The following is a 22,639-nucleotide window of genomic DNA, read 5'->3' on the forward strand; positions in this document are numbered from 1 at the left end:
CGGCAGCATTAGATATCAGGGATTTTGCTCACTTTTCGATGGCTTCATCTTTTTAAATAGCGCGGGAATATTGGCGAAATGTACTTACTCTTTCCATGAATCGAATAATACACTGTAGGCGAGTCCAGCATTGCACCACTTCTTAGAGAACCAATTACAGATTTGAACGTCGGAACCTTAAGCCGGATACGCAGTAACGATTACTATCACTGAACCTACATTTCCAGCGTTTAAAATTATTACACATATATTGATCAGCTTTAATGCTCAATAGGATTGTGTTGGTAGACTTTCCTACAGAGCATCAAAGCGGGTGAGGCTATTTGGCAGTATTATGCCGCGCAAGCCAGGCACTCAAGCGCTCTTGTGTGCCGATGACAAAGACAAAAAACGCCGGTACGAAGAATATTGCCAGCAAGGTGCCACTGAGCATGCCACCGAATACGCCAGTACCGATTGCATGCTGAGTTTCGGCGCTGGCGCCGCTCGCAAGCATTAAGGGTACTACTCCGAGAGTAAATGCCAATGAGGTCATCAAAATTGGACGCAGACGCAAGCGTGCAGCGGTCACTGCAGCATCTATCAGCGTATGGCCCTCGGCATGCAATTGGCGGGCGAACTCGACGATGAGGATAGCATTTTTTGCCGATAGACCGATGATGGTGATCATTCCCACCTTGAAGAACACATCGTTAGGCATATCACGCAATATTACTGCCGTTACCGCGCCCAGCAGACCCAGCGGCACGACCAACATCACCGAAAGTGGGATCGACCAGCTTTCGTACAACGCAGCGAGTACCAGAAATACTACCAGAGCGGACAGCAACATTAGCAACGGTGCCTGCGCCGCCGATTGGCGCTCCTGCAATGATGCCCCCGTCCAAGCTACCGCGAACCCTTGCGGCAATTGCGCCACTAAGCGTTCCATCTCGGTCATCGCTGCGCCGCTGGAAACGCCAGCTGCAGCCCCCCCGGAAATACGCATAGCCGGGAAGCCCTGAAAGCGCATCATTTGCTGTGGTGACTCTTTCCATTCAGCCGTCACTACTTCCCGTAGAGGCACCATGCCACCACTTGAATTACGCACGCGCAGGCTGAGCACGTCGTCCAATTGCATTCGTGCCGTAGCGTCGGCCTGCAGTATGACCTGCTGCATACGTCCATTATTTGGGAAATCATTGACATACAGTGATCCCATGGCCGCCGAAAGTGTGCTGCTGACCGCGGCGAAGGACAGACCCATAGCCTCGGCTTTTGACCGATTGATATTCAGGCTAATGCTCTCACCGGGCGGTAGGCCATCTGGGTAGACATCGCTGACCACCTCGCTCTGCGCAGCCAGTGCCAGTAATTGTGCCTGTGCAGCTATCAATGCAGCCTCGCCCCGGTTAGCTCTATCCTGCAGGAACAGAGTGAAACCGGAGGATGTGCCCAGCTCGTCGATGGCTGGCGGCATCAGGCTCATCACTGTGCCTTCAACGTTATCAGCCATAGCTTGCTGCGCCAGTGCCGCTTCTTCGGCAGCCGTAGCACCATTACGCTGATCCCAATCTTTGAGCATAGTGAAGGCCATGGCTGCATTGGGGCCGGAGCCTGCAAAGCTAAAGCCCAGCACTACCATATTTGCATCCAGCGCAGGGCGTGAGGCGACGTGTGTCTCATAGGCTTTGACCACATCCAGCGTGCGCTCGCTGGTAGCGCCTGTGGGTAATTGGATGGAGGTCATGAAATAGCCTTGATCCTCTTCTGGTAGGAAGGATGACGGCAATTGCCCTGCAGCGATGACTAGCACCATGCAGAGTACGGCGAATGCCGCCATCATACGTCCACTGCGTCCAACCAATCGTGCTACGCGTTCACTGTAGCCTGCGGTGAGTTGTTCAAATCCACGGTTGAAGGCGCCGAAGAAACCGCCTTTTTGATGGTGATCAGCACTAACTGGGCGCAGTAGCGTGGCGCATAGTGCTGGCGTTAGGGTCAGTGCGAGGAAGGCCGAAAACAGAATAGACACCGCCATCGACAAAGTGAATTGTTGATAGATCACTCCCACTGAGCCGCTACCGAAGGCCATGGGGATGAATACGGCGGTCAGCACTAGCGTGATACCGATCACCGCACCGGTAATTTCCTTCATCGCCTGTGAGGTTGCCTCCCGCGGCGACAGTCCTTGGGTAGCCATCAGTCGCTCAACGTTTTCCACCACCACAATAGCATCGTCAACAATAATGCCAATGGCCAGCACCATGCCGAACATCGTCAGCGAGTTGATTGAGAAGCCAGCCAGTAACATCACCGCGAAGGTACCGAGTAGCGCTATGGGCGCGACGATAGCTGGTATAAGTGTGTAGCGCAGGTTCTGAAGGAACAGGAACATCACCATAAATACCAGCGCCATAGCTTCAAACAGGGTATAGATTACTTTTTCGATAGACACTTTGACGAAGGGGGCGGTATCGAATGGCACTGAGTAGTTCATGCCAGCAGGCATACTCAGCGCCAGTTCGGCTAGACGTTCACGTACCGCAGAAGCTGTGCGTACAGCGTTGGCTCCTGGCGAGAGCTGGATAGCAGCACTGGTCGCCGCCACACCATTCTCACGGTTAGAAAAACCATAGGACTGAGCGCCCAGCTCGACCCGAGCCACATCTGCGAGCACCAATTTTGCGCCATCGGCACCGGCACGTAGGACGATAGCAGCGAACTCCTCGGGCGTGCTGAGTTGTCCTTGCACTGTTAGGGGGACCGTCAGTCGTTGTCCCTGTAAGACAGGTTCATCACCGAGTCGCCCTGGGGCTATTTGTGCGTTTTGCTGCTCAATAGCGATAGCAAGGTCGTTCATTGTCAGGCTATAGGCGGTGAGTTTATTCGGGTCTACCCAGACGCGCATAGCCTGCTCAGCACCGAATAATTGCACGCGACCAACACCGTCGATTCGGCGCAGCTCCTCGACAATATTGCGCGCTAAATAGTCGTTTAGCGCGATTTCGTCGAATTGGCCGTTTGGAGATGTCATACCAATCATCATCAAAAAGCTTGAAGCGGCCGACTCAACCTGCAGACCGCTCTGTCGTACAACTTGAGGTAGGCGTGGTTCGACAGCCTTAATACGATTTTGCACGTCCACTTGGGCCATTTCAGCATTCGTGCCCGGTTTAAAGGTGGCGGTGATTTGTGCACTGCCCGAGCTGTCCACCGATGATTCGAAGTACAGTAGGTTTTTTACCCCCGATAGTTCACGTTCGACAAGGCTTACTACAGAGTCATTAAGTGTCTGTGGCGTGGCTCCAGGATAAGCGGCATAAATGCTCACCGACACGGGTGCCACTGATGGGTAGCGGGAGATGGGTAATTTTGGAATGGCGATGACGCCAATCAGTACGATAAATAAGGCTATCACCCAAGCAAATACTGGGCGGTTGATGAAAAACTGGGGCATGGCGACTTCTCCAAATTCAGCGCACGACAGCGCTAAGTTGCTGAGGAACGACAGAGGGTTGCCAAGGTCGGGCATTCACTTGTGCTGCAGGGCTTAGGCGTTCGATACCTTCAACAACTATCAGCTGACCAGCGGTTAGGCCGGATACTACGTGGTAGCGACCTGCCACCAATTCATCGACCTTAACGGCCACAGGCTGCACTTTAGCTTGCTTATCAAGCACCCACACTTGGGGTTGACCAGCCTTGCGAGTCAGTGCCTGCTGAGGCACGTTCAGAGTCGTAGGATAGTAAGCTTGTGGAATGCGAGCTTTTACAAAGAGACCGGGCAACAGACGATGCTGCGGGTTATCTACCAGTATGCGCAGCAGTACATCGCCAGTACCTGCATCTACCTGAATACCTGAAAATAAGATATGCCCTTGCATGCCAAGAGGCTCGCTACTACTGCTAAGGATCTCAACAGCCAACTCCGGGGCTCCAGAGTTGGCCTGCTGACGCATCGCCTCCAACATTGATGCTGCCAAACGTACATCAACGTACACTTGGTCGATTTGTTGGATCCTCGCCATGGGTGTGGTATCGGTCGGTGAGACCAATGCACCTTCGCTCACTAAAGCTTCATCTATACGTCCGGAGATGGGGGCTTCAACGCTGGCAAATTGTAGATCTAACTGACGTCGTGCCAGCGTCGCTTTGGTTTGGGCTACATCTGCGGCAGCCTGATCACGCTGGGAAATAGCATCGTCATGCATTTGTTGGCTGACGGCCTTGGTTTGTATCAAAGAGGCTAAGCGATCGGCTTCTTGACGAGCCCGAACCCATACCGCTTCGGCACGCTGTAACGCTGCAGCAGCAATATCGACATCAGCTTTAAATGGCGCTGGATTTATTTGAAACAGCACAGTGCCAGATGTTATCTCGGCGCCCTGTTCGAATAGACGACCTTGCACTATGCCGCTAATTTGCGCGCGGATCTCAGCGCTGCGAACCGCAGCGACACGACCGGGCAGATCTTTAGTCACCAATAGTTCTTCATTTTTTAATGTCATCACTGACACTTGAACCGGAGCAGTTGTCTCTTCATCCTGTACCGCTGAATCACAACCTACCAATCCCAACACGGCAATTCCTACAACTAACACAAAGCTTAAGTGCCGCTGTTTGATGTACATAATCTACTCTCCTCAATGTACAGCGATCTCACTAATGGCGTTTTATCAAACGCTAGAGAACTAATGCTGAATTATGACGAGTCAGTATTGCGAATTATTCGAGACATTGTGGAGAATGTATGGAGGGGGTGATAAAGTTCAACCATTTTAACGTTGGGGCAATCCATGGCTAATCTCAATGCGTCCGTAAGTTCTATGACTTCGGCACTGGTGTTAATTGCAGAGGATGAAGCAGAGATTGCCGATATCCTTATCGCTTATTTGCAGCGCAGTGGGCTGCGAACTCAACATGCTATCGATGGTATCCAAGCGCTAGCTATGCACCAAGCATTTAAGCCCGATCTATTACTGCTCGATGTACAGATGCCGAATCTCGATGGCTGGAATGTACTGAATGAAATTCGCTCCCGTGGTGACACGCCGGTGATCATGCTCACCGCGCTTGATCAGGATATCGATAAATTAATGGGGTTACGCCTCGGTGCTGACGACTACGTGGTTAAACCATTCAATCCCGCCGAAGTGGTGGCTAGGGTGCAGGCGGTACTGCGACGCGCTCGCACTAACACACCTATAAATACCCAAATATTGCGCGTTGGTCAGTTCCAAATCGACTTAGACAGCCACGAGGCTAGCGTAATCTGTAATGGTCAGCAGCAGGCACTGGATCTGACCTTGACCGAGTTCAAACTTCTCGCTTGCTTGATGCGTACACCGAAACGTGCTTTTAGTCGTGAGGAGCTGTTAATTAATTGCTTGCCTGAGGGCGATACTCAGGAACGAACCGTAGACAGTCATATCAGTAAGTTACGTAAAAAGCTTGAAGCCCTCGATATTCAAGGAGTGCCGCTCAGTGTCTGGGGGGTTGGCTATCGCTTTGGTGGTGAAGTATGAGGCAAGCAGCGGGTTTGCGCAGGCAAATTATCCAGTCCTTAGCGGTAATGACGTTAGGCATCATTTTCCTGTCAGTGTTTGGCTCCTATGTATTCTATGCCATTGCAGTGGCCTACCTGCCAGGCAGTATATCTGAAACCTGGATGCCTTCTCAGATGGAAATGCTATGGATAGTTTGCACTATCATAGCCGCGTTGGGGATGGCGCTATTTGTTGCCATTCGCCTGTCACGGCGCATTCTTACTCCTCTAAACTCTGTGGCATATAGCCTACGCGAAGTCGCCCAAGGCAAGCTTAACGCGCGTGCGCGAATGGACCAACATGCGATGGGGGAGACGGCGCAATTGGTGAGTGACTTTAATGCTATGGCCGAGCGCCTAGAGTATATGACTCGCGAGCGGGAGTTTTGGAACGCGGCAATCGCTCACGAACTTCGTACCCCAGTTACTATTCTGCGTGGTCGGTTGCAGGGGTTAGCGGAAGGTGTTTTTAGCCCCAGCAGTGAGCTCTTCGAGGGACTGTTACGGCAGGTTGAAGGCCTCAATCACCTTATCGAAGATTTACGAGTGCTGAGCCTCAATGACAGTGGACATCTAGAGTTACAGCGGGATGAGGTCTGTTTAGCCGATGAACTTAGTGCGGTGATTGAGACTTTCGCTGCGGTGTTAGACGCTAAGGGACTCATACTGAAGCAGGAACTTGATACAAGACTTAAAGTTTACTGTGATGCTATACGAATACGGCAGGCGCTGATGGCGCTGCTGGAAAATGCACGCCAGCATGCTGATCCTGGCACTTTGACTGTAAGACTTTACAGCGTGGGAGCAAGTTGTTATCTAACCGTAGAAGATGAAGGCCCTGGTATTCCTGATGAAGCCGCAAGCTACATATTCGAGGCATTTCGCCGAGTTGATCCGTCTCGCTCTCGAAAAAGTGGTGGCAGTGGACTCGGTCTCGCAGTGGTTAAGACAATTGCTGAAGCTCACGGCGGCCACGTGGTTTGCCAGCCATCGGGTCGTGGAGGAACAATATTCGTCCTTTCTTGGCCTGTTAAGACAAGTTTAGAGCCCCTTAATTTGTCCTGATGCTGGAATTATCTATATGAACGGTGACGTGCTTAGTGATTCCTGCATGTATGGCCACCGCGTCAGAGCACATTGCTGAATCGGGAAAATGCAGGGATTTTAGGTATTCCCTAGATCCCTTTGGTTGTTATCCGATATTGATTACAACTAATGGGATGTTATTTTGTTTGAATACGCTCAATTTGTTGTACTTGTAGCCTTGATATCGCATTTTCGTGTAACTGTACATAAATTTTTGAGGTAATTAAAACGTGCAAAATTACATTATTTATGTTTAAATTTAGCAGGTTATGATTAAGCAGTTCACTGTTATAGAGTATCAGGGAGTGGAGGTTCGAATCTTCTCATACCGATCAAATTAGATACTTTTTGTTAGTTTGTTTTAATCATTAAAATAACCAGCAGTTAAGTAAAACAAAACACCGTGTTAGCATTGCTATACGGGTTTTGTTTTTTATACCTTTTCGCTGCCCATATGATTAACGCTGCTTGCGACTAAGGTTCAAGTTCGAGTGATTAGGCTGGCTTTGGCACAGCAAAAGGCAAAAGGCAAAAGGCAAAAATTTTCAAGGCGAAATCGTCAATTTCACAAATTATATGCATCCGCCATTTAGCATTTAAGACATTATTGAGTAGGACATTTACCTATGCGCGCGTTTGTTTTACGAGCAAGATCAGCACCTACTGACAGTCAGTTGTTTTTGGCTTCTGTCGGCCAAGAGGCGCATACCGAGATTTTAGCTCATACCCTGATGAACACTATCTTTGTGGCTCAGTCCCATCGAAACGATGTTGTCGTTTATTTGGTGCTAGAAAGTACCCATGATTTTTCCCGCACTATCTGCTTCGATACTCGAAATATTTGCCATATTGGTGGTTTTCACGAGCAAGCTTTGCTCACTAAAATTGCCAAAGCCTTAGATATTTCTCGAGGTATGACGAAGGAGCAAACCCGTGTTGTTGACGAGGGCATCAGTGTTAGCACTATCAGTTTTGAAAAGCTGGTACAGGACCTCGCGGTGGATTATCAATTGTTTATGATGGATAAGAAGGGCACTTCAATCCGTGAGCAAGAATTTGTGGGTAATCCGTGCTTTTTGCTGACCGATCATATTCCTATGCCGAAGAAAAGTTTTAATACCTTGAAACGACTCGGCGCGCAAAAGATCAGCTTAGGGCCAAAGATGCTGTTTGCTTCTCAGTGCGTGGTATTGATCCATAATGAATTGGATATCAATCAATAGCCTCTGAGTCTTCTGTATCCGTTGCTAACGCTGACTATTCCTGTGGTAACGTGTGTATCGAGCCCCATTTTTTAATGGGGTTTTATATTTTCCCCTTTAAAAATGTAATCGCTTTTTGGGCTCTGCGTGACAAGGGCCATTCCGCGCGGTGGATAAGCCAAATGGTGTCTACAACTTGGCTGCCACATTCCACAACATAGATATCTTCTTGTCGTTCAAAGGCTTTGCGGGCGTATTGGGGGATAACCGTAAATCCTAGCCCTTTTGCGACAGGTTCGAGAATGAGGCTGATTTGGTTGGTAAATCCCTTGCAGGGGATCTCTTGAATGCCGGGGTGAGTTGGATATTTACGGCTAAGCAGCCGAGTCGCCATGGCCTCACCATCGGGATGGGAGATAAATCCTAGTCGTTGTAAATCAGCCCATTCATTTTGTTTATGGCTCGCAGGTACCACAAGTTCAAGCGGCTCTTCGGTAAAATGTGTGCTGTGAATACGAGGATCGGAAGGTTTTAAGGTTACCATGCCGATTTCATGTTCATTGGCCAACACTGAGGCCACTATCTCACTATCAGGTGCAAAACGGTGGCGAATGCTTAACGCCGGACAGGCTTGTTGTAATTCGATTAATAATGGAAAAAGCGTTAAACCAATGCTACCTGGAGTGATAAGGCTAATATCACCGGTATTGGCGTCATCATGGATAAGTTTCTGTTGTAGGCGTTTCTGCGCGCATTCAACTTCTTTAACGTAGGTCAGCAGGTTTTCCCCTATGGGAGTGATTTCAAGCTGGCGGGGGCGGCGTAAAAACAGTGTGCCGTATGTTTCTTCTAAGCGACTGATATGCTGGCTCACTGCCGCTTGGGTGATACCTATAGCTTCGGCGGTGCGGGTGAAATTGCCTTTCTCGACTAGCACGCTAAAGGTGTGTAACCACTGTGGATTTGTCATAAGAAAAATTTATCAAATCTATAATCTGTACGTGCTTTTAATTATGGCACGATAAGACTAGTCTGTCGTCATTCAGTATTCAAATACCTTTTGATCTTAATAGACACAGGAAACACCATGGCCGATCTATTTTCATCCTTCAAACTTAAAGACATCACCCTCAAAAACCGTATTGCCGTTGCGCCCATGTGCCAATATCAAGCCACGGACGGACTCATCAACGACTGGCATCAGGTGCATTACACTAGCCTTGCCCGTGGCGGTGCCGGTCTTGTTGTGGTTGAAGCCACTGCGGTTTCTCCTGAAGGCCGTATCACCCCCAAATGCCTTGGGTTATGGAATGACGAACAAGCACAAGGCTTAGCAAAAGTGGCTAGTGCGATTAAAAATGCGGGTGCTGTTGCAGGCATTCAGATTGGTCATGCAGGCCGTAAAGCGAGTGCCAATATCCCGTGGGAAGGGGATGATCATATTGCCGATGATGACGCGCGAGGTTGGCAACCGATTGCACCATCAGCTGTCGCATTTGGCGCAAACTTACCTAAAGTGCCTACCGCTATGACGATTGAGGACATTGAGCGGGTTAAAGCCGACTTTGTGGCGGCGGCAAAGCGTGCTTTAGCGGCAGGATTTGAATGGTTAGAACTGCATTTCGCCCACGGTTATTTAGCCCAAAGCTTCTTTTCAACCTATGCTAATCAACGCACCGACCAATACGGTGGTAGTGCGGAAGGGCGCGGACGCTTTTTGTTAGAAACCATTGCCGCGGTAAGAGACGTTTGGCCATCGCATTTACCCTTAACGGCGCGATTTGGCGTGATTGAATTCGACCATAAAGATGAAGAAACACTGACGGAATCGATAACCTTGGTGAAGCAATTTAAGCAAGCGGGGCTCGATATGTTAAACGTCAGCATTTGCTTCTCGACCCCAACGGCAAATATTCCATGGAGTCCTGCATTTTTGGCGCCTATTGCAGCGCGGGTTCGTCAAGAAGTGGGGTTCCCCGTTGCGACTTCTTGGGGTATGGATGATCCACATCAAGCCAATGCGGCCATTGAAGATGAACAAATGGATTTAGTGATGATAGGTAAAGCGTTTTTAGCGAATCCACATTGGCCATATCAAGCGGCGCAAACCTTGAAAATTGCGCGCCCATCTTGGGTATTACCCGCTTCTTACGCCCATTGGTTAGCACGCTACTCTACGGTTAAAGCCGATTGATTGTAGAGTGACTTGAGTTGATTTAAACCTAAGCCTTAAAAAGCCGTTATCTAGCGATAGCGGCTTTTGGCTTTAGTGGCAGGTAAGGTCCATCATAAGAGACTAGCTACAAGAGACTAGCTTCAAGATAATGGCCACGCAGCCCCACGCAGTTAAATCCAAGCTTCGTGCATTTCGTATTCATCCAGTCGCCAGGGAATAAAAAAGCCCCAATCCTGTAGGAATGGGGCTTTCTTAACTAAGATGATGAAGCTCAGTGGTTATAGAAACGTCGACCTTCACGCATCACTTCAATTAATTCAGGCGCGCTCATTTTTTTATTGAGCCTATGTTCATAGTTTTCATCGTAAATACGATATTTACCGTGGCGGTCAATCACTGTCACTTCTGCTTCTTGATAGATAGCAAAAATACGGCTATCACCTATATAGATCCACGTTTCTTTGTCAGGTTGTAATAGGCTGCGGCCAGCGCTGTAATCTGTCGTGTTATTGGTGCAACCTAGCACGTGGGTCATTAAAGTCGGCGCAATGCCGTAATGGCTGGTGCGGTATTTGACCTTAGCAGCGCCCGTATTCGGCCAGTGGATCACTAATGGCACTTTGACACTCTGTGGTGACAGGTTGCGATTAGCTTCATCACTATTGCTGGTGAACATTTTGCCATTGACCCCAGTGATAATCACTAAGGTGTCGTTGGACACATTGGCCAGCATCGTCTTGAGTTGTTGATCGACAAAATACAGAGATTGGCGATATTGATTAAACAGTACTTTTTGCGCTGGCATAAGGTCGGTATTGGCTTTCACTGTTTCGATACCCAGAAAACCCACGGGAGTATCAAAATTTTCTGGCGCTTTTAAGTTAACGAGCGCAAACCAAGGTTTATGTTGAATGCTGTGCCACTCGTTAAAACTGGCCACTGTGTGCAAATCGGCATCGGCGCTGCCATTGGTTTCTTTGGCTATGACAGGATTAAAGTCATTAAACATCGCCTGTGATGAACGTAAATTGAGATTGGTTTCAGGGAGGAAAAGCCCCAATTCATAGCCTGCTTGTTGAAAACTTCTAGTCAGTAAAGGACTGGTGCTGTTAAAAATTCGTGCATCGCCATAACTGCCTTGCAGGCCATAGAGTAGCGAAAACATGCCTGTTCTAAATTGGTTGCCGCCGCTGAAATGCTGGGTAAAAGATTGATTATTTTCAGTGTATTGTTGTAGGAATGGCATGCTTTTGCCATCGACCATATCCGCCCGCAAACTGTCTATGGTAATCATCAACACGTTAATTTTCGTGTCGGCTTGGCAGGTGAGTGGCTGCTCTGGATAACTGAGTACACTGGTGTTGTGATTGACGTCATCGCCTTGGTATGAACCATCGATACCGTGACTTTCCATAAAGGAGCGAGCAGTCGCGGGATAAGATAAAGGATAAGTATCGTCGAAACGGGTAATTTCGGTGATATCGGCGGCATCGGCCCAAATGTGGATCAAGTGGCTGCTGATAAAACAGATACACACTAAGGTGATAACTTTATTGCCTAAATTAAGTTTTTGGATTTTCTCTATGCGTTTCCACAAAAAATTGGCCATGGTCAGTTCAATGGCGATGATGGCCAACGGGGTGACGATATAAGAAGTACCACGGAGCAGGGCATTGAGATCCGCCCAAGCTAAATCGAAGGCGAAGGGGCTCAAGTGCATGCCGTAATCGGCGTAAACAATGGTATCGTACAATAAGATACAAAGACTTAGGGTCGCGATCACCGCCGCGACGCCTCTTAATATCTTCGAATAAGGCAATATCAAGGTCAGTGGGAACAGGCAGACCAAATAGGCGATAAAGGCGAGAAAGCTAAACTGACCAATAGTGCTGACGCTTAGATAAACCCAGCCATACCAAGTTTCTGGATAACCCACGCTGCCAAGATATCGGCTGCCGACTATCATGGCTAATAAGCCATTGAAGAAGGCGAACCAATGTCCCCAGTTGATGAGCCGGGAAACCCGATCGCGGCTCATTTGCTTTTTTCGCTCGACCATAGTGATCCGCTTATTCCTAAAAGGCCTTGTATCTTATATTCTTTTGATGATTATTACCCAGTTAACTTACTGGGATTTAACCGATTGTGCGAGTGCTTTTGCAAATTGTTCGGCCACGGCTTGGCGCGATTCGCTGGGCACTTTACGTTCTAGCAGGTTAGTCACGCAGTTACCCAATGCCATCAGGCTCAGGTCAGTCGGTGCTTTATGCTTTTCTAACACAGCCAATATTTCGGCGATTAATGATTCAACTTGGGTGTTTGAGTATTTCGATTGGATTGCCATAATCAAAAAATGTTTCACTTTGGAATGGATTAGCGGCATATAATAGCGGATTTATCCCAGTATCACTATCAGGGCTTATGAGTATTAACATCGAACACGCAATTATTCACGAGATTTCTCAGGACAGTCAGGGGCAATTACGCTGCCGTTTGCGTCCTCAACCTCTGCTGAACGGTCAGGCGGTCGAGGTGATGCTCGACGAGTTGCATCAGACATATACGGGAAAGGCCGGTAAAGGTTTTGGCTATTTTGGTATCCATGGTGACGACGGTGAGGCGAATCCCGCCTTTGCCAATGCGCTAACTCAATACCGTGGCGGCGATTTAGGGTTTGTGGAATTTTCCGGTCAAGCCAGTAAATTACTGCAAGAAGAATTGTCGAAATACGACTTCAGTCAAGGCGGTTTCCTGTTGATGTCTTGCTATACCAGCATCACCAGCGATTATTTGTTTGTGGCTTTATTAAGTGCTAAGTCGTCAATGACAGTATTAGATGATATGGAACTGTCGCAAAATAACCATTTGGATTTAAATAACATCCAACTCGCGGCGCGTATTGATTTAACTGAGTGGCAAGCCGATAAGGATTCTCGCAAGTACATCTCCTTTATCCGTGGCCGTGCGGGACGTAAAGTCGCTGACTTTTTCCTCGACTTTATGGGTTGCGTAGAAGGCGTCAATACTAAGGCGCAAAACAAAACCTTAATGAATGCGGTTGAAGATTTTGTTGCCAGCAGTGAGTTGACGAAAGACGAGCGTCAGCAGTGCCGCAATAAAGTGTTTGAATACTGTAGTGAGCGTTTCGATGAAGGCGCTGACATTGAGATCAAAGACTTGGCCGATGAGTTAGCCGATCAAGGCATGGACTCCTTCTATGATTTTGCCCGTGGCGGCAGTTATGATCTTGATGAAGAGTTTCCGGCCGACAAATCAACCCTGCGTCAATTGAAGAAGTTTTCTGGTACTGGTGGCGGTGTAACGTTAAGTTTTGACGGCGGTCACTTAGGCCAACGGGTGATTTACGATCCCATCTCGGACACGATTTTAATCAAAGGTGTGCCAGCAAACTTAAAAGATCAGCTTGATCGTCGTCTTAAAGGCGAATAGCACTTAATTAATCCATCGTTTTTTAAGCGAAAGAATAACCAAAGGCCGAGAGTGTTTACTCTCGGCCTTTTTGCTGTGCTAAGTCGCGCTGACTTAGTGTCTATGCTAAGTGAGTACAGCTAAGTGAGTACTTCTTAGTCAGTGACTCGTTGCCTATGTTAATTATTGGAGCTAAATGGCACTGGACGTGGCGTATCTTTATTCGATGGTGGCAAAATAGGTAGCGTGATTTGCGGCTGATCGCCCGTTAAGGACTCAAGGAAGGCAACCATTTCTTTCACTTCTTGGTCAGAGAGTTTTTGCCCTAATTGAATGTCTGCCATGGTATTCACCGCTTCTTCCAAGGTCCAGACGCTGCCGTCATGGAAGTAGGGATAGGTGAGCTCAATATTGCGTAGTGTCGGTACTTTAAATACATGTTTATCAGCTTCTTTACCTGTGACGCCCTTACGACCTTCTGCTGGGTTATTGGTGTGGAACGGTTTGATGAGTCCCATTTTCATATACATGGTTCCACCGACAGCGGGGCCGTTATGGCAACTCACGCAACCTTTATCCTTGAAGAGTTGGTAACCCGCTTTGGCATTCGCGCTGATGGCCTCTTGCTTGCCCAGAAGATATTGATCAAAGGGGCTATTAGGGGTGACTAAGGTTTTTTCAAAGGTGGCAATCGCATCGGTTAAACGGTCAATTGTGACTTTTTCATCGCCATAGACCTTGGCGAAGTGCGCTCGGTAGGCGGGCATAGAGGCGATAGTTTCAGTTGCGAGTTCATGGGTAAAGCCCATCTCTTTCGGGTTGGCGATAGGGCCCGCGGCTTGTTCTTTCAAATCACTGGCACGACCGTCCCAAAATTGAGCCAGCATAAAGTCGGCATTAAGCACTGTGGGCGAGTTAATTGGGCCTTCCTGCCAATGATGACCAATGGACGTTGGCAGAGCATCGACACCACCAGTGGATAAATTATGGCAAGAGTTACAAGAGATAAAGCCAGATTTAGACAGTCTGGGTTCGAAGAACAGCATTTTACCTAATTCAACTTTTTCAGGCTCAGTGATCTTGGCTGCTGTAATGACTTCGATGGGTTCTGCACTGATAGCATGGGTACTGGCTAACATACCTGCGATGAAGATTGCGATAGATGTAAGTTTGGTCATCTTATTTCTCCCTATATAACCTTGGTTTTTGTATGGTTTAACAGGGATGCTAGCGGTTAATAATGCTGAGTGATAATGCTTTGTTTCGATTGGGTCTATCGTTGTTGCGGATTAAGCTTTTGCGATCTAATTCGCTGTTTTTACGTTGTTATTTTGCTAGGTTGAGTGGTATTTCTGTTAAGGCTTTATCTGTTAATCGACAAGGTCGATGCATTGTTGCTTTCTGCCTATCGGTACCTGATGGTTGCAATGAGTTGCATTGCTGGATTTTCGACTACCTGATACACACATCTGATACACACATCTGATACAAAATATTAGGCCGAGTGGATTCATTTGTCGCGACAACAGACGGAATTGATTAGAATCTCTGTTCATGTTGAGTTAACTCGTGTTGAGTGCCTCAAGTTAGCATGCTCGGCCATCGCCAAGCGGTGCTATAAAATTACATAGGCGGACTGTTTTTCTGCCGAGGAGCGTTAATGCAATTGTTTGTCAAAGATTTAACTGTGATCGATTTTTCCTATTTGTGCCCAAAGCGCGGCATGGTGGGGGAGAGTTGGATTGTTGATGTTCTGCTAGAGGGCGGATTAGACGAGCAAAACATGGTACTCGATTTTGCTAAAGTCAAACGTACGATTAAGCAGACCATAGATGCGGTGGCCGATCATCGTTTATTAGTGCCTACGGCCTGCAGCAGTGTGCGATGGCAACAGCAGGGCGATAGAGTATGGATGGATTTTGATAGTCAGTTAGGTGAAATTCATTTGGCCTGTCCTTCACAAGCCTTTGCCTTAGTGCCGACCGAAGAGATTGATATTCCCAGCGTGAATGCCTTTTTACAGAAAGTGTTGCGTGAAGCTTTACCTAAGAATGTCGAAGGGATCACACTCACCTTAAGACACGAAATCCTCGATACGCCTTATTACCATTACAGCCATGGTTTACGTAAACACGATGGTAATTGTCAGCGTATCGCCCATGGGCATCGTAGTCCTATTCACGTTTATGAAAATGGCAGTCCAGCACCTAAGTGGGATGAGTATTGGGCCAAACGTTGGCACGATATTTATTTAGGCAGTGAAGAGGACTTGGTTTCAGTTAAGACCCTTAATCTTTCGCCGCAAACGCGGATAACCGATGACAGCCACTATGGTTTTCATTACCAAGCCCCCCAAGGGGATTTCCAATTGGCAATGCCAAAGGAATGCTGTGATTTAATTCCCCACGACACGACGGTTGAGTTGTTAGCCGATTATATTGCCACGACATTAGTCGCTAAAGTGCCAGGAAGTCAGTTTAAAGTGGTGGCGTTTGAAGGTGTTGGCAAGGGCGCGATCGTCGTTAAGGGATAGGCACTACGAGCTGATATAAGTGAATGGACTTAAACTATTCACCTTTTAATCACGGATTTAATAGGCCTCGGTAGATTATCGGGGCTTTTTTGTTTGTTTTTAGCATAGGCTGAACTGAGATTACGACAGGGATGTGGGTTTGCAGAATCGATTTTTATGGTGCGTTAGGTTAACGTGGCATTGATTGAATTCGGCTGCGTTTTGTGTCGCGATGAATGTATTTAGTGGGTCTTGATCCCTATTGCCCATCGATAAGGATTTTTTGAAGATGTTGGAAACTAGGATATTGGAAACTAAGATGCTGGAAAATAATAAGATGTTGAGAAATAAAGTATCGCAATTTTTATCTCACGGTGGAGCCTCCCTAAGTTCAAATCCAGTGCGCTGCTTATCGGCATTATTCACTTTGGGCCTAGTGCTCATTGCGCCTCAGGTACAAGCTGAGGTGAGTTTACAGGGTAAGTTAGAGCAAGGCGCATTAATGCGGGGTCAAGCGCCAGCGGGCACTCAGATTAGCTTAAATGGTGAAGCCATCAAGGTCACGCCAGACGGTCATTTTACCTTTGGTTTTGATCGCGACGGTGAACTGAGCCAGCAGCTAACCTTGGTTTATCCCGATGGTTTGACTGAGGTTAAGCCTTTAACCTTAACCAAGCGAGAGTACGATATTCAAAGTGTAAAGGGCATTAGCTCGAAGATTATGAAGCCTGATCCCGTCGCGCAGGAAAGAGCGGCGAAAGACACGGCGCAGGTAAAAGCGGCGCGGGCAACATTTAGCGAGCAAACTGCATTTTTACAGGCGTTTATTTGGCCTCTGACGGGGCGTATTTCAGGCGTTTACGGTAGCCAGCGTATTTATAACGATGTACCCGGTAATCCACACTTTGGGGTGGATGTGGCGGCGAAAACCGGCACTGTAGTGGTCGCCCCTGCCGATGGTGTGATAAGCCTGTCTGTGCCTGACATGTTTTATTCGGGCGGGACTATGGTGATCGATCATGGCTATGGCGTGAGTTCGAGCTTTTTGCACTTGAGTAAGCTTTACGTCAACGCGGGTGAAGTGGTTAAGCAAGGTCAAGCCGTGGCAGAGGTGGGCGCAACAGGCCGTGCAAATGGTCCACACTTAGATTGGCGAGTGAACTGGTATCAAATGCGCCTCGACCCTACGACCATAGTGCCGCCAATGGCAACAGTGCTAGCGAATGAGAAAGCTAACAAAGCGGCCAAAAAGGGCTAGGTTTGATATCCAGTTCTGGCTCACTTAAATGGCGCAATGATGCGCCATTTAATGGTGATCCTTATCGTGAACACTTAGCGAGTTGGCTTCTTTCTAGGCTAGCTTAAAATGTCTGCTTGCCAATAATCATTTTTAACCGAGTCGTCTAAAAAGATTACTTCAATAGTGGATGATCAGCAGGCAGTTGGCGGGTGATCCATAAAATCAGTTTGTGTTTCATGTTTGGCCCATCTTCTTTATCTTTGGCCAGTGGCTGAATCAAGTTGTCAGTGACCAATAAACGGTAAATACATTCCACTTTGTCTTTAGGTGAGATGCCTTTATCAAAGTCCGCATATCCGCGTTTTTTGGCATAGCCCACGCCGATTTCCATGGCGAACTTCAATATTTGTGCTTCGTTCTTGTGTGGCTTCATTGGCGATCCTCTGTTTGCACATAGCATCCATTTACTGGACACGATAATTTGTGCCTGATGGCATCTGCGAGTTATAGTTCCTAAGTTACGCTAAATATGCTGTTTTTTTGATTTAATTTTGGCGATTTTTGACAAAACCACCAAAAAAACTGACCTAAAAATAACGAGAATATTGAATCTGATTAAATTATCATCAACTCAGATGTTAACTCAGTTACTGTCGTAGGTTTTAGCTAAGGCAAGTACCGATGAAAATCTAAGCTCAGTTTTATCTGCCTGAGTTTAAGTCTGACTTAACATTCAGATACTTGTTCACTCGCGATGACCACTTTTATGCCATGGGGATGTACTTTAATGCACACATTGCCGCGTTTAAAGGCGATAGTTGGATTGGCTAAACGTTCTTTATCGCCTTTGGGCGAGCTCATCTTGACCTTAATCTCAGCTTGGGATGGCAAGTCTGGTAATCTTGACTGCTCTGATTCAGCTGTCTGCTCAGATTGCGGCAATGGACTCAGTCCTTGGTTGAGTAAAGGGCGGAGTGTTGGACATAAGACCAGTAAATCTTGGCTCAAGGTATCGCAATCTTTGGCTTTAGAATCAATAACTAATTCTATGTGCTCCCAGCCTTCCTGTGGATAAACTTTATCACTAGGATAGGGAAGCTCGACGCAGGCAATGCTAAATTGACCGAGTGTGAGTGGCGTGTCTAGCTCGATGATCAGAATCGTACGGCCATTGATAATGTTGTCTGAAATGATTTTTCCTACGCGGCTAAAGGCGTCTTTCAGGGCATTGGCGCTGGCGATGGAATTGACGCGCAGCGCGACATGGTCGCAAACCAGTGCTTTATCTGCTAAGTCTAAGGTTTCAAGCAAGGCTAAAATCTGTGCTTCGAAGGCGGGCCAGCCTTGGATTAATTGCTCATAGCTGAGGTTTGCACTGTGCGGCGCAACAGGCTCGTTGAATTTAGGCATAAATACTCCAAGGCATTTCTATTGGCGTTAGTTTTATCCCTTAAGTAAATGACTGAGACTATTACAACTAACATCATGCTTTAAAAGGTTAAATAAAAACGCCCATTAAGCTGGGCGTGTTTGATATCGTTCAATTATCTATTTGGCATTTTGCCATCTGGATATTGGCTAAGGTTACGGCCAAATCTCAATCGGCGTTCCTTCATCGACTACTTTCCACACTTCATCCATTTCGGCGTTGGTAATCGCGATACAGCCGTCAGTCCAGTTGTATTGCTGTGCTTGTTCTGGCGGCAGTGACGACTTAGGGTTTTGGCCGTGGATCATGATCATGCCTCCGGGTCTAATGCCTAAGGCTTTGGCTCTGAGTTTATCCTCTTCATTAGGATAGGAAATATGGATCGATTTATAATAAGCACTATCTGGCTTTTTATAATCTAGGGTATAACGCCCCTGTGGTGTGCGTTGATCGCCTTCCTTTAATTTGTGTCCAGCGGGTAGGTCACCCATGGCGATGCGATATTGTTTGAGCACTTTGCCATCGCGTAATAAAGCCATACTGGATTCGGATTTAGTGATCACCACCAGATCCACTTTACCCATGCCAGAGGCATGTAATTCGGGTGAAACGAGAGCCGCGATAGTCACAGTGAGAGATGTCAATGTGGAAAGTAGGGTGGCGCGCATGAAGTCCTCGAAAATAAACACAGGTTGTTGGCTTTTTTCGGCATCATACCGCAATTTTATCCCACTGTGAGTAGATAATTTTGAGCTAGGTGCAATTGCATGGCAGACTCGTGGCATATTTATACTGTAATCCCTGTGTTAGTCAGTTTGTTGCAAGGAAGTAAAAGCTTTTATGTCTGAGAATATCGAGTCCGAAAGTCCGTTAAAACGTCAATTACGTACCATTATTTTTGGCACTGATACTCCCGCTGGCCGCTATTTTGATATCGCCCTCATGGTGTGTATTGTGTTGAGTGTCGGCTTAGTGTTCCTCGACACAGTAGAGATATTCCATCGCGAATACGGCCAGCTTATTTCTGTGTTGGAATGGGTATTTACCATTATTTTTACGATTGAATATGGCCTACGTTTGTACTGCGCGACTCATCCTGTGTTATATGCTCGCAGCTTTTATGGTTTAGTGGATTTGTTATCGGTATTGCCAAGTTATCTGGCGTTGCTGATCCCTGGCGCTAACTTTACCTTAGTTATCCGGATACTTAGGCTGTTTAGGATTTTCCGCGTACTTAAGTTACTGCGCTATTTAAGTGAAGGAAATGTTTTACTTAGGGCGATGATGCAGTCGAGTCGTAAGGTTTTTTTGTTTTTCTTCTCGGTCAGTTTGATCGTTATGGTACTGAGTTCAGTAATGTATGTGGTTGAAGGGCCTGATAATGGTTTCAGTTCAATCCCTAAATCTGTGTACTGGACAATTGTGACTATTACTACAGTCGGTTACGGCGACATTACCCCGAAAACTGGGTTAGGTCAGGCGATTGCGGCTTTTACTATGCTGATTGGTTACTCGATTATTGCAATCCCAACGGGGATTTTAACCGCCGAGATATCCCAAGAAGTAGGGCGTCATCGAGATTTACGCTCGTGTAATCAATGTCATAAGACAGGTCATGATATTGATGCCATGTATTGTAGTCGTTGTGGATGTGAGTTGGATAGCTTGGATGTGCCCGTTGATAAAGGCGTTTCATGATGACTTCGGCGAACACTTTTTATTTTTTGTAGGTAAAAGACACGTATGACGCAAGCCAAGTTTGTTGAAGGCCCCATATTACGCCATATCTTAGTGATGAGTTCGACCGCCGCGGTAGGGATTTCTGCCTTATTTGTCGTGGATTTACTGGATATCTTTTTTCTGAGCCTATTGGGAGAGCATGAACTCGCTGCGGCTGTGGGCTATGCGGGGAGTATTTCGTTTTTTACCACATCGATTGGAATTGGTTTATCGATTGCATTAGGGGCTTTAGTGTCTCGCTCGATTGGCGCAAAAGAGGTGGTGTTGGCAAAGCGCTTATTACTCAATAGCGCGGTTGTGACGACACTGATCAGTGTGCTGGTGGCGGCTGTGGTCACCACCTTTATTCCTGAGCTAGTTGCCTTAGTCGGCGCGAGTGGTCATACGGCAGAGCTTGCTGCGAGCTATTTGTATATTCTCGTGCCTTCCTTGCCTTTTATCTGTCTTGCGATGGCACTCGGCGGGGCTTTGCGCGCCGTGGGTGATGCAAAGTTATCTATGATGTCGACCTTAGCGGGGGGCGGCGTTAATGCTGTACTTGATCCGATTTTTATCTTCATGTTCGCCATGGGGATTGAAGGCGCTGCATTGGCATCCGTTTTAGCGCGGGTGGCGGTATTTGTGATTGCCGCTCGCGGTGTGGTGGTTAAGCATAAATTGTTAGGCCATTTCGATAAGGCACATTTTATCGCCGATCTTAAGCCCATCTTTGCCATTGCAGGTCCAGCGATGTTAACCAATGTGGCAACTCCCATCGGAAATGCCTTTGTGACCCGAGCGATCGCCGATTTCGGTGACGCTTATGTGGCAGGCTGGGCAGTATTAGGGCGTTTAATCCCTGTGGCTTTTGGGATGATCTTTGCACTGTCCGGCGCGATTGGACCTATTGTTGGGCAAAACTTTGGCGCAGGTCAGTTTGACCGAGTACGCGAGAGTTTAACCCGCGCCATCCAGTTTTGTACCGTGTATGTGCTGGTAATGTCTTTGCTGCTGTTTATGCTTAAGTCACATTTGGTCAGTGTGTTTGATATGAAGGGCGATAGTGCTGATCTTATTCACTTTTTCTGCAGTTATATCGCGGTATTCTTTATCTTTTCGGGGATTTTATTCGTGGCGAATGCGTCCTTTAATAACCTTGGCAAGGCCAAATATTCCACGCTATTTAACGTAGGTAAGGCTACTTTAGGCACTGTGCCCTTTGTGTATTTTGGTGCACTTTGGGGTGGTGTTTACGGTGTATTGATTGGGCAAATTTTAGGGTCTATTTTGTTTGGTACATTAGGTGTGTGGGTTGCCTATCGTTTAGTGGATAAAGTGGCGGCGCAGGCACAGTTTTCAGCTGCGCCTAATCTTGATGCTGCGAATGCTATCCCCCGCAATGTCGTACTGAGTGAGGAAGAGGAAATCGCTAATTGTGTTGCACAGAACTTACCGAGTGCGACCAATCCACTTTCATCCTCTTGCGTGCAGATGGCGCAATTAACGGAGGAGCAAGAAAATGAGCCCGTATTGCCCTATTTAGACGAGGGGAAAAAGCCTAATTGACGTTATGTGGCTTAGCTGTGCCGTGTAGAAGCTGTGGGCAAGAACGCAGATAAAAATGAGCTCTTAATAATGAGGAGCAGTCAGAAAGCTGCTAATGATAGGAATGCTGAAAAACAAAATGCCACAAGATTGCTTGTGGCATTTTGTTTGAAACGGCGTTTGCACTTCATTTAGTTAAGCTAACAATGCCAAAATACGCCGCTAAAAGACTATTCTGCTGAGCTTCTTATTCTTCAATACTTGGCGTGTCTTGTTGGCCTTCGACTTGTTCAGTCGCGGCTTCTGATGCCGCCATTTTTGCGCGATCAGCCTTAGAGATGTAACCTGATTTTGCAGGTGAGCCGATAGTCACTGGGTCGACTTTATTCAGTCTGGCCTTAGCGCGTTTAGCTATTTTCTTGATGATCTTTTGTTTCTTGTTCATGACGTCTCTAATTTCGTTTCGCACCCGCTACGCGCAGGAATATGAGGCCAAGGGCTCAATTGAGGCGGGATTCTAACTCAATCTGAGCGAACTGACCATGTTTTGCTGAATTTTGTCGAAAACAACGGCTACTCTTTGGGAACTAGTTTTGCTAAATGGCGTTAGCATAACAATTTGACTTAAACGGCGCTGTTAGTATTTCACACGACAAATGCTGCAAATTCTGCGGTGTAGGCTGTCAGTGTGGATCAAAAGCCATTATATTGCCTAGCATTATGAGTTTGAAAAATTGACTCTACTGTTATTTTATTGCTCATATCCTGAGCCGA

The 22,639-nt window shown here is 47.2% G+C and carries 19 protein-coding genes; 9 read left to right on the forward strand and 10 right to left on the reverse strand.

The window, feature by feature from the left end:
* Positions 1 to 319: 319 nt before the first annotated feature.
* Together ACHA99_RS09170 and ACHA99_RS09175 are read right to left on the reverse strand one after the other, a co-directional pair.
* Positions 320 to 3,439, reverse strand: a complete 3,120-nt coding sequence (locus tag ACHA99_RS09170) for a multidrug efflux RND transporter permease subunit (RefSeq protein WP_393942323.1) — start codon at positions 3,437 to 3,439, stop codon at positions 320 to 322.
* A 16-nt stretch (positions 3,440 to 3,455) separates the two neighbouring features.
* A complete protein-coding gene (locus tag ACHA99_RS09175) occupies positions 3,456 to 4,613 on the reverse strand; it encodes an efflux RND transporter periplasmic adaptor subunit (RefSeq protein ID WP_393942325.1) in 1,158 nt (385 codons plus the stop codon).
* A 165-nt stretch (positions 4,614 to 4,778) separates the two neighbouring features.
* On the opposite strand from ACHA99_RS09175, the gene ACHA99_RS09180 reads away from it, so the two are divergent.
* From ACHA99_RS09180 to trmY, 3 genes are all read left to right on the forward strand, one after another.
* Positions 4,779 to 5,507, forward strand: a complete 729-nt coding sequence (locus ACHA99_RS09180; protein WP_393942328.1) for a response regulator — start codon at positions 4,779 to 4,781, stop codon at positions 5,505 to 5,507.
* Positions 5,504 to 6,592, forward strand: coding sequence for an ATP-binding protein (locus ACHA99_RS09185; RefSeq protein ID WP_393942330.1), 1,089 nt, complete (start codon positions 5,504 to 5,506; stop codon positions 6,590 to 6,592). Before ACHA99_RS09180 ends, ACHA99_RS09185 begins: the two co-directional genes overlap by 4 nt.
* A 647-nt stretch (positions 6,593 to 7,239) precedes the next feature.
* A complete protein-coding gene (gene trmY / locus ACHA99_RS09190) occupies positions 7,240 to 7,836 on the forward strand; it encodes a tRNA (pseudouridine(54)-N(1))-methyltransferase TrmY (RefSeq protein ID WP_028759682.1) in 597 nt (198 codons plus the stop codon).
* 82 nt (positions 7,837 to 7,918) lie between these two features.
* On the opposite strand, the gene ACHA99_RS09195 is transcribed toward trmY, so the two are convergent.
* Positions 7,919 to 8,785, reverse strand: a complete 867-nt coding sequence (locus tag ACHA99_RS09195; protein ID WP_393942333.1) for a LysR family transcriptional regulator — start codon at positions 8,783 to 8,785, stop codon at positions 7,919 to 7,921.
* A 117-nt stretch (positions 8,786 to 8,902) separates the two neighbouring features.
* Here ACHA99_RS09195 and ACHA99_RS09200 point away from each other — a divergent pair, with 117 nt between their 5' ends.
* Positions 8,903 to 10,009: an NADH:flavin oxidoreductase/NADH oxidase gene (locus ACHA99_RS09200; RefSeq protein WP_168825364.1), complete on the forward strand. Its 1,107-nt coding sequence runs from the start codon at positions 8,903 to 8,905 to the stop codon at positions 10,007 to 10,009.
* A 253-nt stretch (positions 10,010 to 10,262) separates the two neighbouring features.
* Here ACHA99_RS09200 and ACHA99_RS09205 read toward each other — a convergent pair whose 3' ends face one another.
* Both ACHA99_RS09205 and ACHA99_RS09210 read right to left on the reverse strand, forming a co-directional pair.
* Positions 10,263 to 12,050 carry a DUF3413 domain-containing protein gene (locus ACHA99_RS09205; RefSeq protein WP_393942335.1) on the reverse strand — a complete coding sequence of 596 codons (1,788 nt, stop codon included), beginning with the start codon at positions 12,048 to 12,050 and terminating at the stop codon, positions 10,263 to 10,265.
* 66 nt (positions 12,051 to 12,116) lie between these two features.
* Positions 12,117 to 12,335: a YejL family protein gene (locus ACHA99_RS09210; protein ID WP_011847036.1), complete on the reverse strand. Its 219-nt coding sequence runs from the start codon at positions 12,333 to 12,335 to the stop codon at positions 12,117 to 12,119.
* Positions 12,336 to 12,412: 77 nt separating this feature from the next.
* Between ACHA99_RS09210 and yejK the strand changes: the two genes are divergently transcribed.
* Positions 12,413 to 13,441 carry a nucleoid-associated protein YejK gene (gene yejK / locus ACHA99_RS09215; RefSeq protein WP_006081997.1) on the forward strand — a complete coding sequence of 343 codons (1,029 nt, stop codon included), beginning with the start codon at positions 12,413 to 12,415 and terminating at the stop codon, positions 13,439 to 13,441.
* Between the two features lie 158 nt (positions 13,442 to 13,599).
* Here the strand turns inward: yejK and ACHA99_RS09220 are convergent, their stop codons facing one another.
* Complete coding sequence (locus ACHA99_RS09220; RefSeq protein WP_393942338.1) at positions 13,600 to 14,598, reverse strand: cytochrome-c peroxidase; 999 nt, start codon at positions 14,596 to 14,598, stop codon at positions 13,600 to 13,602.
* A 482-nt stretch (positions 14,599 to 15,080) separates the two neighbouring features.
* Here ACHA99_RS09220 and ACHA99_RS09225 point away from each other — a divergent pair, with 482 nt between their 5' ends.
* Both ACHA99_RS09225 and ACHA99_RS09230 read left to right on the forward strand, forming a co-directional pair.
* A complete protein-coding gene (locus ACHA99_RS09225; RefSeq protein ID WP_393942340.1) occupies positions 15,081 to 15,953 on the forward strand; it encodes a 6-carboxytetrahydropterin synthase in 873 nt (290 codons plus the stop codon).
* Between the two features lie 298 nt (positions 15,954 to 16,251).
* Positions 16,252 to 17,190: a M23 family metallopeptidase gene (locus ACHA99_RS09230; RefSeq protein WP_393942342.1), complete on the forward strand. Its 939-nt coding sequence runs from the start codon at positions 16,252 to 16,254 to the stop codon at positions 17,188 to 17,190.
* A gap of 154 nt (positions 17,191 to 17,344) precedes the next feature.
* Here the strand turns inward: ACHA99_RS09230 and ACHA99_RS09235 are convergent, their stop codons facing one another.
* The 3 genes from ACHA99_RS09235 to ACHA99_RS09245 all read right to left on the reverse strand — a co-directional run bounded on the left by ACHA99_RS09235 (position 17,345) and on the right by ACHA99_RS09245 (position 19,269).
* Positions 17,345 to 17,605, reverse strand: a complete 261-nt coding sequence (locus ACHA99_RS09235; protein WP_006081993.1) for a DUF5062 family protein — start codon at positions 17,603 to 17,605, stop codon at positions 17,345 to 17,347.
* A 293-nt stretch (positions 17,606 to 17,898) separates the two neighbouring features.
* Entirely contained in the window at positions 17,899 to 18,582 is a 684-nt protein-coding gene (locus ACHA99_RS09240) for a VOC family protein (protein WP_393942345.1), read from the reverse strand.
* Between the two features lie 174 nt (positions 18,583 to 18,756).
* Positions 18,757 to 19,269, reverse strand: a complete 513-nt coding sequence (locus ACHA99_RS09245) for a murein L,D-transpeptidase family protein (protein ID WP_028759690.1) — start codon at positions 19,267 to 19,269, stop codon at positions 18,757 to 18,759.
* A gap of 172 nt (positions 19,270 to 19,441) precedes the next feature.
* Between ACHA99_RS09245 and ACHA99_RS09250 the strand changes: the two genes are divergently transcribed.
* Both ACHA99_RS09250 and ACHA99_RS09255 read left to right on the forward strand, forming a co-directional pair.
* A complete protein-coding gene (locus ACHA99_RS09250) occupies positions 19,442 to 20,299 on the forward strand; it encodes an ion transporter (RefSeq protein ID WP_028759691.1) in 858 nt (285 codons plus the stop codon).
* Positions 20,300 to 20,344: 45 nt separating this feature from the next.
* Positions 20,345 to 21,886, forward strand: coding sequence for an MATE family efflux transporter (locus tag ACHA99_RS09255; RefSeq protein ID WP_173496817.1), 1,542 nt, complete (start codon positions 20,345 to 20,347; stop codon positions 21,884 to 21,886).
* Positions 21,887 to 22,112: 226 nt separating this feature from the next.
* Here the strand turns inward: ACHA99_RS09255 and ACHA99_RS09260 are convergent, their stop codons facing one another.
* Positions 22,113 to 22,310 (reverse strand): DUF2986 domain-containing protein, encoded by a 198-nt coding sequence (locus ACHA99_RS09260; RefSeq protein ID WP_028759693.1) that lies wholly within the window; start codon positions 22,308 to 22,310, stop codon positions 22,113 to 22,115.
* Positions 22,311 to 22,639: the final 329 nt, after the last annotated feature.

Source organism: Shewanella sp. S23-S33 (genome assembly GCF_043359565.1).
In the GTDB taxonomy this organism is placed as follows: domain Bacteria; phylum Pseudomonadota; class Gammaproteobacteria; order Enterobacterales; family Shewanellaceae; genus Shewanella; species Shewanella oncorhynchi.